The sequence below is a fragment of the Pontibacter qinzhouensis genome (assembly GCF_008017455.1).
GTDB classification, from domain to species: domain Bacteria; phylum Bacteroidota; class Bacteroidia; order Cytophagales; family Hymenobacteraceae; genus Pontibacter; species Pontibacter qinzhouensis.
In genome coordinates this window covers 19679-30582 of record NZ_VRTY01000076.1, presented here as the reverse complement: position 1 = coordinate 30582, position 10904 = coordinate 19679, and the positions used below count along the sequence as shown (strand labels likewise).

General features: G+C 45.9%; 6 protein-coding genes. 2 read left to right on the top strand and 4 right to left on the bottom strand.

The annotated features are described in order from the left end of the window. Nucleotides 1-209: 209 nt before the first annotated feature. The 3 genes from FVR03_RS17495 to ispG all read right to left on the bottom strand — a co-directional run bounded on the left by FVR03_RS17495 (nt 210) and on the right by ispG (nt 2990). Nucleotides 210-563: an MmcQ/YjbR family DNA-binding protein gene (locus tag FVR03_RS17495; RefSeq protein ID WP_147923062.1), complete on the bottom strand. Its 354-nt coding sequence runs from the start codon at nt 561-563 to the stop codon at nt 210-212. 6 nt (nt 564-569) lie between these two features. Further along, entirely contained in the window at nt 570-734 is a 165-nt protein-coding gene (locus tag FVR03_RS25225; protein ID WP_369410463.1) for a DUF6728 family protein, read from the bottom strand. A 282-nt stretch (nt 735-1016) separates the two neighbouring features. Continuing rightward, a complete protein-coding gene (gene ispG / locus FVR03_RS17490; protein ID WP_147923061.1) occupies nt 1017-2990 on the bottom strand; it encodes a (E)-4-hydroxy-3-methylbut-2-enyl-diphosphate synthase in 1974 nt (657 codons plus the stop codon). 293 nt (nt 2991-3283) lie between these two features. On the opposite strand from ispG, the gene FVR03_RS17485 reads away from it, so the two are divergent. Continuing rightward, nucleotides 3284-3709 carry a hypothetical protein gene (locus FVR03_RS17485; protein WP_187270203.1) on the top strand — a complete coding sequence of 142 codons (426 nt, stop codon included), beginning with the start codon at nt 3284-3286 and terminating at the stop codon, nt 3707-3709. Between the two features lie 164 nt (nt 3710-3873). Here FVR03_RS17485 and FVR03_RS17480 read toward each other — a convergent pair whose 3' ends face one another. After that, on the bottom strand, nt 3874-6066 hold the full coding sequence (locus FVR03_RS17480) for a glutamine synthetase III family protein (RefSeq protein WP_147923060.1): 2193 nt from the start codon (nt 6064-6066) through the stop codon (nt 3874-3876). A gap of 468 nt (nt 6067-6534) precedes the next feature. On the opposite strand from FVR03_RS17480, the gene FVR03_RS17475 reads away from it, so the two are divergent. Then, on the top strand, nt 6535-10791 hold the full coding sequence (locus FVR03_RS17475) for a T9SS type A sorting domain-containing protein (RefSeq protein WP_147923059.1): 4257 nt from the start codon (nt 6535-6537) through the stop codon (nt 10789-10791). Nucleotides 10792-10904 lie beyond the last annotated feature (113 nt).

Below are 10904 nucleotides of genomic sequence, written 5' to 3'. Positions count from 1 at the left end.
TGTAACGTAAAATGTGTGTGCTCAAGTATACTTATAATTTACTTTTTTTTAACACATTTTTATAATTTTTTCACAATAAATTCATAAACAACTGAAAAACAAGTTCTTATATGTTTATACATTTATTGGTTCAGTTTCATTAAAAGCGCATACATTACTCAATCTGCAGCTATAGCAGCAAGTAAAGCAATTATAGGAATTCAAACAGTTTAAAAGCCAAACAAAAGCTTTGTAGCTTTCGGAAGTTTACTAATTACTAGCTGGTAAGAATCATCTATCCACTGTTGCAACAGCGCATCAGGAACTGAACCGTTTGGTAGAATCGTGTTCCAGTGCTTTTTATTCATGTGATAACCTGGCAACACACAGGCATATTTTTCGCGTAGCTCTACCGCATGTTCAGGTACGCATTTCAGGTTTATGCCACTTTCGAAGTCTCCGATACTGGTAAGTGCGAAAATTTTATCGGCCACTTTAAACACGAGCGTATCTCCTCCAAAAGGAGTACTTTCAGTTGCTCCTGCCTTACCCAGGCAATACTCCCTGAATTCCTCAATATTCATAGATACTTACCAGTGCTTGATGATAAAGTATATAATTCCTAACAGGAACATCAGCATGGAAATTTTATTGATAGTATGCATTGCCCGCAAATTAAAGTTGGATTTGCGGTTGGGGTTTTTCTTACGAAAAAAATAAGTTGCCACTTCCGAAAAATCGAATAATCCCTTCATAATCGTTATACTAATACTATTATTTTATTTAAAGCTGCCTGTAAGGAAACTGGTGCTACTAGCCACAAACTGTGGTAACACTTTATACCCCTTCAACAGAAGAGATAAATGTTTTGTGCCTCGTTACAGATGGCTTAATTTAATTTTTTTATTTTGATTTAGCTGAAGAAGCAGTTAAAATAAACTTCCCGCAAATTCTGCTAATCAAATCACCCTCCAAAAGCTTTTTTCACCCCAGGGTGTCAAGGGTTGCCTTCCCTGCTGCTCGTTCAAAAGAAACCTTTATTCCTGCAGCACCACAGGTTCGAGCCACTTTTCGTCTTCTCTGATCAGTTCTATCAGTTCGTCTACGGCACGGTCTGCAGGCACAGATTTTTTAACTACGGTCTGCCCCCGGTACAGCGCTATCTTGTCTTTGCCAACGCCCACATACCCGTAGTCGGCATCGGCCATTTCGCCAGGACCGTTTACAATGCAGCCCATGATGCCAATTTTAACTCCCTTTAAATGGTCAGTCCGTTTCCTGATTTTAGCGGTGGTTTCCTGTAGGTCGAACAAGGTTCGGCCGCAGCTGGGGCAACTAATGTATTCGGTTTTGCTCATGCGAGTACGAGCGGCCTGTAATATGCCGAAGCTCAGGTTATTCAACTGCTCCACGGTCTGTAGCAGGGTGCTTTTTTCCTGGTGCTTCAGGTAATCGGTGCCAAGCATAATGCCATCTCCCAAGCCATCTATCAACAACCCTCCTACGTCTGTGGCAGCATAGAGCTGCACCTCGTCCGGAGTCAGTTCGCCATAGGCCCGTTTAATAATGCAAGGGTTCGTTACGCCGTTGTTCATTAACCTGAAGAAGCTCTTCCGCAGCTCCGCCATAGCGTGCTCGTTAGCAGTGTGCAGCAGCAGCACGGTGGTTGCGTCAGCTTTTAACCGCTCCAGCATTTCGTCTTGCAGGTCGCTGATAGTTAGCTCTACAAAGTTCAGTTTAGGATGCAGTTGCGTTGCCTCCAGGTATTGCTTTGCCGTGAGCAAGGGGTGGCAGTTTTCCTGTTCTTCCTTCAGCTGCCACGGCACATAATTCAATAGTTCCTTCAGGCCATTTGGAAGCATAAAGCTAATGGGCCTGTCGCCGGTATAGATAAAGTCTGCACCCAGATCATTCATGTTGAACTTATCGAGCAGCATCGAGTACAGGTGGCCAACACATTTCAGGTCGGCATAAGTTAAATTCTCCAGCTTGCTTAGGTCTGCCACAACACGTGGCACATTACCTGCTCCCAGGTTCTCTACCTCATGGGTTTCGCGCCTATGATACTGAAACGGATCTATCGGAACCTGGCAGATCGGCTTTATGGGGGCTGCCTTCTCTGCACGGTATGTGTAGCGGTCTATCAAGGCTTTGGCAACCGGAGCTTCTGCTTCCGGAGCCTCCGTTAAAGAAACACGCACTGTATCGCCCAGCCCGTCTTCGAGCAACGTGCCGATGCCAACCGCCGATTTAATACGACCATCCTCAGCTTCGCCAGCCTCTGTTACCCCAAGGTGCAACGGGTATGGTTTCAGCCCCTCTTCATCAAGCTTCTGCACCAGCAGCCTGTAAGCCTGCACCATTACCTGCGTGTTAGAGGCTTTCATGGAGATTACGATGTTGTAGTACTGCTCATCTTCACAAATACGCAGAAACTCGAGCGCACTTTCTACCATGCCTAGTGGCGTATCGCCATAGCGGCTCAAAATACGATCAGAAAGTGAGCCATGGTTGGTGCCGATGCGCATGGCAGTGCCATGTTCTTTGCAGATGCGCACGAGCGGTACAAAGCGCTCCCGAATCCGGTCCAGCTCCGCCTGGTAAGTAATGTCGTTATAAGAAATAACTTCAAACTTCTTTTTATCGGCGTAATTACCGGGGTTTACACGCACCTTCTCTACTATGCGCGCTGCGACTTCGGCTGCATTTGGCGTGAAATGAATATCGGCTATAAGAGGAGTGGTGTACCCACGGCGGCGCAATTCATCACGTATATGGCGCAGGTTCTCTGCTTCCTTCATGCTTGGTGCTGTTATCCGGATGTACTCACAGCCAGCTTCAATCATGCGGATGCACTGCTCTACTGAACCAACGGTATCCATGGTGTCGACGGTGGTCATAGACTGCACCCTGATCGGGTAATCACCGCCCATGGGCAAATCGCCAATGTTCACCACAAGTGATTTTCTGCGCTGGTACGCAACCATGCTCGGACAATAAATTTTGCTCATATTCAAGAGAATCTGCTTCTTACTTTAACCAAACCTGCTGTTGCTTTGTTCAACTAGCGTAGCGCATTGGTAGCTTTTTTACGCCTTTACTAAACAAGTTACTAGCTGTAAAGTTACAGTTTATTCATCATTTTGAGGAGTATGCTACATTAAATGATCATGAAGCAGTTTATTCTTCCTTAAATAAGGCCTGAAATGCGCGAAACAGTTTAGAATCCGTAAAAGGATAAAGCGTCCTGAATCAGACAATAAGGCGACTATAATTACGCATACAACGCTACAACCACATCAACATGAAATTTTTCTTACAAGAGAATCCGTTTTTAAATCAGCAGGAACTACTACGCTGGACGCAGTTGCGACATGCACAACTGGTTGATGCTATTCAGGTAACAAAAGATACTATTTGGGGCTTTGTGAAGCGACAGGCAGCAAAGGGCAACTGGAAAGAAGTAGAGGAAGTACTGAAGGGAAAACCCATGTCAGAAACCGCTCTTTTTCTGGGGAAAGAACTTAAAGATCGGGTCGTTCAAAATCTTATCTTACGTTTGGGGTTACGTTCAATTATTGCTGTTAGCCTGGCCATTGTCCTGCTTCCGTTTATCTTAGCTAAGCTTAGTGGCTCCATTATCAGTTACATGAAAGAGGCTAAAAAAGCAAACGGCTTAGCAGGTGCCGAAGGTGGCGCAGTTTCGGATCAAATTATTCAAATGAAATAGGCCTTCCAAGAGTTTTTGAGCAAGATTTTGCCAAGGCTTGCTTAGGTATTTACTATTAAACCAACACCTTATTTAAACAGGCACCAGCTCCAAAGACTGCTACAGCCGAATAAAAAAGGGAGGCGCCCTTTCGAGCACCTCCCTTTTTAGCATTAGAACCTGGATTAACGCAGGAACAACAGCTCACGGTATTTTACCAACGGCCAATCTTCGTCGTCCACCATTAGTTCGAGTTTATCTACACTATGACGGATTACATCGAAGTAGCTGATGATTTCCTCGCTGTAGAAAATAGCGCGCTCACGCGAATCTTCAATCTTATTTGCCTTTTTACGGGCACCTATCATTGACACTACATTTTTCTGGATAGTAGAGATATAGCCAGACATTTTCTTGATAGACTCCAGCATAGTGTCAGAGTAATCATCTTCCAGGCCAAGCTCTTTCAGACCTTTGTAGTTGTTTATGAGTTTGTTCTGATAAGCAACTGCCGTAGGTATAACGTGGTTCATGGCCAGGTCTCCCATTACGCGCGACTCAATCTGGATTTTCTTGATATATTCTTCCAGAAGAATTTCGTGACGGGCATTTAACTCTACTTCGGTAAAGATATTATGACGGGTGAATAGGTCTTTAACCTCTGCTCTGTGGTATACATCAAGAGAAAGCGGTGTAGATTTGATATTAGACAATCCACGACGCTCAGCCTCTTCTGCCCACTCGTCAGAGTAACCATTTCCTTCGAAACGAATATTCTTAGATTCTACCACATACTCGCGTAGCACCTGTATAATGGCAATTTCCTTTTTCATACCCTGACCATCGATCAGTTCGTCCACTTTCGTTCTGAACTCGATCAGCTGGTTAGCCATCATGGTGTTCAGAGCAGTCATCGGAGCCGATACGTTGGCAGAAGAACCTACTGCCCGTAATTCGAATTTATTTCCTGTAAAGGCAAATGGCGAGGTACGGTTACGGTCGGTGTTGTCCAGAAGAATTTCAGGTATTTTATCGATACCAAGCTTCATGTACATGTTATCGCCTTTCTCCATCGGCACTTTTTCGGTGCGCTCAAACTCATCGAGCAACTCTGTTAGCTGCTGACCGATAAATACCGACATAATAGCCGGAGGAGCCTCGTTAGCACCTAAACGGTGGTCGTTGCTGGCAGAGGCAATAGTAGCACGTAGCAAGTCAGCGTTTTTGTAAACAGCCTGTATGGTGTTGATAAAGAACGTCAGGAACTGCAGGTTTTCTTTTGGCTTTTTACCAGGTCCCAGCAGGTTAACCCCAGTGTTGGTGCTCATAGCCCAGTTGTTGTGTTTACCGCTACCGTTAATGCCTTTAAACGGCTTCTCGTGCAGTAACACTTTAAATCCGTGGCGCTCAGCAACTTTATCCATAATATCCATCAGGAGCTGGTTGTGGTCGGCGGCAAGGCTGGCATCCTCAAAAGTCGGAGCACACTCAAACTGGCTTGGAGCCACTTCGTTGTGGCGTGTGCGCAAAGGAATACCTAATTTATGAGCAGCTTTTTCAAAATCGACCATGTAAGCATGTACACGGCTAGGAATAGAACCAAAATAATGGTCTTCGAGCTGCTGACCTTTTGCAGGAGCATGTCCGAATACGGTTCTGCCAGAAATAGCAAGGTCCGGGCGGGCATCAAACAGGGCTCTGTCAACAAGGAAATACTCCTGCTCTATACCCAGTGTTACGCCAACTTTAGTTACATCTTTATCAAAATACTGGCAAACAGGCACTGCGGCCTCGTTCAGCAGGTGCAGTGATTTAAGTAAAGGAGTTTTGTAGTCGAGTGCCTCGCCAGTGTATGAAACGAAGATGGTCGGAATACAAAGCGTTTTAGAACCACCGCTCTCCAGAATAAAGGCAGGAGACGAAGGATCCCAGGCAGTGTAGCCACGTGCCTCAAACGTGTTACGAATGCCACCGCTCGGGAAAGAAGAAGCATCTGGCTCCTGCTGTACCAAAGCACTCGCCTTAAAGCTCTCAATAGCTTTGCCATCGCTGGTCAGGTCAAAGAAGGAGTCATGCTTTTCGGCAGTGGCACCTGTCAGCGGCTGGAACCAGTGAGTGTAGTGAGTAGCACCTTTGTCAACTGCCCAGGCTTTCATAGCGGCTGCAACAGTATCGGCAAGATTGCGATCTACTTTTTCGCCAGCGTCGATAGCACGACGCAGTTTCTTGAAGTAGTCAGATGAGAGTGTGGAACGCATGGCATCTAATCCGAAAACGTTCTCTCCATAGTAATCTGAAATTTTTTGTGAAGGGGATGATACTTCACTAACTGTTCGTTGGCTTACGAGCTCAAGAGCTTTGAAACGAAGTTTGGCCATATGAAGATAAAGTTGGTGTTTTTAATTTGAGCAAATATAGGCAGAAATTTAATTTCACAAGCGTGTTGCTGATTTTTTTATAGGTGATTTTAAAAATCTATACCATTTTTTTAACGATCCCTTCAAAAATATAGGCTTACCTGCAAATTTTTATGTCAAATTTTAATGTGAGCTTGATTTTCACACCTCCAGAATAGCTGATTTTAAGCTTTTGATTTTGCCATTATGTCAACAGAATTTCTTATTTGTTTAAGAATTTATACCTGAACGCTCAAAAACAATAAGGTTATTTTTTAATGGTTTCAGGGAAAAGCTACCTTCTTATCTGGTAGCAATTTCTCCGAACTAAATGCAAAAGCCTTACTTAATGATACTTATCATTTTTTATTTTTCAGTCAGAAGGAACTTCCAAAAACAATGTAAAGTTTAGGCTACATCTGAATATAATCTAACTTTACGTTACCATTTGTGAAAACATTTTTACCTTCTAACACCTTTGCTAATCAGCGCATCCTCTTCCTGTTTCTGTTCATGCTTGGCTTTTCATTTATAAGTAAAGCACAAATACAGGTTTTACCCGGCACTAGTGTTACACAAAATTTTGATGAAATCGGATCATCGGCTGGAGCAGTTTTGCCTGTGGGCTGGCGAGCCGATAACCTGACGAGTTTGCGCACCGTCGGCTCTTACCACACCGCCAGAACAACTACAACGCAAGCTGCCAGTACAGCCATGTCAGTGCACGGCATCTACAACTTTGGCTCAACCGCAACCGTTACCGACCGCGCCATTGGAGGTCTCTGTTCCAGTACAGATTCAAGAAGCGTGAATGTGTACGTCGCTCTTAAAAATACAGGTGTTGGCAGTATCCGAGATTTTACGATAAGTTACCAGGTCGAAAAATATCGGAATGGAACGAACCCAGCCGGTTTTACGGTGCAGCTTTACTACTCAACAACGGGTGAAGCCGGAAGCTGGACTTCGGCTGGTGAGCATTTCAGAACCAGTTTTGCCGGCTCAGATGCCAATATTTCAGGAAGCGGACCAACCGGAGCTGCCCCCTTAGCAACCAGCCTGGTAACGGACAAAACCCTTTCCTTGCCTTTGGCAGCTGACCAAACGCTTTACCTGGCCTGGAATTATGCGGTTACTACAGGTTCAACTACCACTAACGCCCAGGCGCTTGGCATAGACGACATAAGCATTACCGCAAACGATGCCGCTTCTCTTGCTCCTTCGCTTTCAACCCCCACCATAACACAACCTGCACCACATTGCGCTGGTAGTACTATCGTGGTTTTGGCTAATTCGACAGGTACTTTTAATGCAAGTAATACTTTTACCGCACAACTTTCTGATGCTTCAGGAAACTTTACGCAACCGCTTGCTACAGCTTCTGGAAGTTCGCCCCTGGAGGTTCGGATTCCGGCAAACGCACTACAAGGCTCCGGCTATAAGGTACGGGTAGTCGCTTCCAGTCCTTCCGCTAGCAGCCCCGAAACAAGTCCTTTTACCATAAACGGCTCACCGGCTGACCATGCCGTTACGGTTTCGCCTTCTGCCGGCCAGACTGTCGGGGTAAATGGAACTGGCGCTTCTCTTACTGCTACTGCCCTGGCTGCCTCTGGTTTTCGATGGTTTACCAAGGCCGCAGATGAAGCAGATTTTAAACCTATTGCAGGTGCTACCGGAGCCATGTATACACCACGAGCAGCCGATCTTGGTCCTCCAGGTGCTTATATGCTTCTGGTGCAGGCCAGAACCATTTGCGGAGATAAAATGGCTCAAAGTCAACTAATTCCTATTACAGTTTCCGCACCAGTCATGGCAGTTAGCCTGAACCAATTAGAATTTGGCTACGCTGAAATAAATCAAACCGCTGCCTTCCCGGTTCTAAACCTGGTAGTAAGTGGAAATTTCCTGACAGATCATATTATACTGACCATACCAAGTGCCACCGGCTTCAGGCTGAGGGTCGGGAGTTCAGCTAACTTTGTGCAGTCCGTAAGTCTTCCGGTTGTAAATGGGACGGTGGCAGCTACCACGGTGCAGGTTAGGTTTGAGCCTGTAGCTGTACAGGCCTATGCCAGCAGCTTACAAATAACTACCGCAGGTGCCACAACCATGAGCATGCCTTTAACCGGTGCAGGTTCAGAAAGACCCTCTGTAACCACAGCTGCAGTGAGTACAATAACAGCGGCCCAAGCAATAGCCGGTGGCGAGGTAAAGCTGCAACCAAACGATGCCCCAGTAACAGCGAGAGGAGTTGTTTATGGAACGTCAGGAACAAATTTAACAATCAATTGGTCGGCTCATACCACCACCACCGATGGCACCGGCCCAGGCATATTTTCCAGTGTGCTATCGAACCTGGTTCCTGCCACTACTTATTTTGTGCGGGCTTACGCTACCAACGGGGCCGGTACTGCCTATGGTGCCACCCACTCCTTTACAACTCCAGCCGTAGAATTAGCAACCAGACCAACAACACCTCCTGCCATTAGTCTTGCCAAGGCTTCGCATAACCAGCTTAGGTTACAACTCCAGAAAGGTGACGGAGTTAAAACATTGGTCTTTGCCCGGGCATCACAACCCGTTACTGCTGTGCCCACCGATGGTGTCAGCTACAGTGCCCTCAGTACGTTTGGTGCTGGAACTCAAATCGGAACAGGCAATTTTGTAGTTTATAACGGAGAAGAATCAGAATTTACGTTGAAAGGTCTGGCACCAAATACAAGCTACCAGCTAGCTGCGTTCGCCTACAACGATAACCAAACGCCTTATGCGGAGGCTTATCTTACATCTTCGGCCGGAACACTGGAAGTGACCACCTCTCCTGCTCCCGGGCAATTACTTTTTGAAGACGCCTTTGAGGCTCCTGTTGGAACATCTCTTACAAGCTTAGGCTGGTCGGTGCATAGCGGTGCAGAAACAAATGCCCTTAAACTTGTCAGCTCTGCCTTAGCATATCCTGGTTATGGCTCCAGCGGATTGGGTAACGCAGTGTATCTGAATTTGACAGGGCAGGATGTGAACAGAGCATTTGATCCGGTTTTACCAAACACTCCTATCTATACCGCTTGTTTGGTTAACGTAGCCAGTGCAAATAGTACAGGCGATTTCTTTCTCCATTTTGGCAACACCAACACCCAGTTCAGAAGCCGGGTGTTTATAAAAGCAAGCACGGTTACAGGTACTGTTAATTTTGGCATAAGTGGCAGTACGAATACGGCTACCTATGCTGCAGGTAATTATCCGGTTGGTACAACGCTGTTACTAGTCGTGAAATTTGAGTTTGGTGCTCAGGGTAATAAAACCACCCTTTATGTAAACCCGAACAATCTGTTCGAGGAAAATACAGCGGAGGGTATTTCAGTAACAGAGGCCCCTACTTCGGGCAACGCTACTCCTAACATTTCTGTTATTGCCTTACGCCAGGGCACAGCCAGCTACGCTCCTCGCCTTACACTAGATGGCTTACGGGTTGCCACATCTTACGACATGGCACTAGGCAATATTTTGATAGCCGGATCAGAAAACACATTGAGTTCGGGTAATTACCATGCTGTTACCGTAAATGGCGACGCTAATGCCTTAGAACTTACAGGCCCGGTAACCATACACGGATCGCTCACGCTGAACGGCGGTCATGTTATCTCCGCACCAGAAAAATTACTGACACTTGGAGCCAACACAACAGTTACAGGCGGAGGCCGCGATAGCTTTATTCAAGGACCTGTTAAAATACTTACAGCTAAGCAACAGGCAAGTTTATTTTTTCCTATTGGTGATGCAGATGCCTATAATCCGGTTATATTAAACGTGACACAGCAGGAGGCTACTCTAAGTGGTTATACTGCCGTGTATAAGACAGGTGCTGCCAGAACCCGCACCTTGCCAGGCTCCATTAACACTATTTCCGAAGAAGGCCATTTTACCATCTCCCCAGACAATCCTGAAAATGTAAAGCAGGCATTTGTCTCCTTGCCTTATGGCACCCATGAACCTGTACCTGCCCCCTGGAATCTGCGAATTCTGAAATCAAGCGGAGACGATTGGCTTGACTTGGGTGCGGCCTTACAAAACGAAACAGCTTCTACCGGAGTCATCACCAGCGTGGTACCATTCCAAAGTTTCAGCGATTTTGTTTTGGCCACGACTAATGAGGTATCGTTGCGGAGTATGCCGGTGGAGTTGTTATCATTCACTGGCAAGCGAGTGGGCAAGGCAGTAGAATTAAGCTGGAAAACGGCATCAGAAAAAGACAACAAGCATTTTGAAGTGCAGCGCAGCAACGATGGTCTTCACTTTACAACAACTTCTATCATACGCGGTAAAGGAACTACCCTTTCGGTTTCAACTTATTCTGCTACTGATGTGCATGCGCCTGGGCAAGTGGTTTATTACCGATTAAAGCAAGTCGACACGCAAGGCACCTATACCATTTCTGCTGCTATAGCGGTAGGGCCTGCTGCAACTATACCTGTCCTAACCCTATTTCCAAACCCCACTACTGGGCTGCTTTACCTCCATACCGAATATGTGGACCTTAACACTATTCTGGAAATACATGACATGTTGGGACAAACAGTACTCAGTACAGGCATTAAAAAGATCGACGGGACCCACACCCTGGATGTCCATCAGTTGCCTGCCGGAACTTACTCGCTGACGCTACGCTCAGAGCATGCTACCGTGAAGGGTAAATTTATAAAGGTCAGGTAGCAGCAACATAAAGTCTTTAGGACCAGGAGTTGTAATCCTAACACATAAATGATGTTCATTTCAAGGGCTTATATTACAACCAGGCATGTAAGTTTCAGGCAATTAACCCTTGG

What these genes read in the sequence shown, in the direction of transcription:
- FVR03_RS25225 (WP_369410463.1), bottom strand. Translation starts at nt 734, where the DNA reads ATGAAGGGATTATTCGATTTTTCGGAAGTGGCAACTTATTTTTTTCGT.
- ispG (WP_147923061.1), bottom strand. Translation starts at nt 2,990, where the DNA reads ATGAGCAAAATTTATTGTCCGAGCATGGTTGCGTACCAGCGCAGAAAA.
- FVR03_RS17495 (WP_147923062.1), bottom strand. Translation starts at nt 563, where the DNA reads ATGAATATTGAGGAATTCAGGGAGTATTGCCTGGGTAAGGCAGGAGCA.
- FVR03_RS17485 (WP_187270203.1), top strand. Translation starts at nt 3,284, where the DNA reads ATGAAATTTTTCTTACAAGAGAATCCGTTTTTAAATCAGCAGGAACTA.
- FVR03_RS17480 (WP_147923060.1), bottom strand. Translation starts at nt 6,066, where the DNA reads ATGGCCAAACTTCGTTTCAAAGCTCTTGAGCTCGTAAGCCAACGAACA.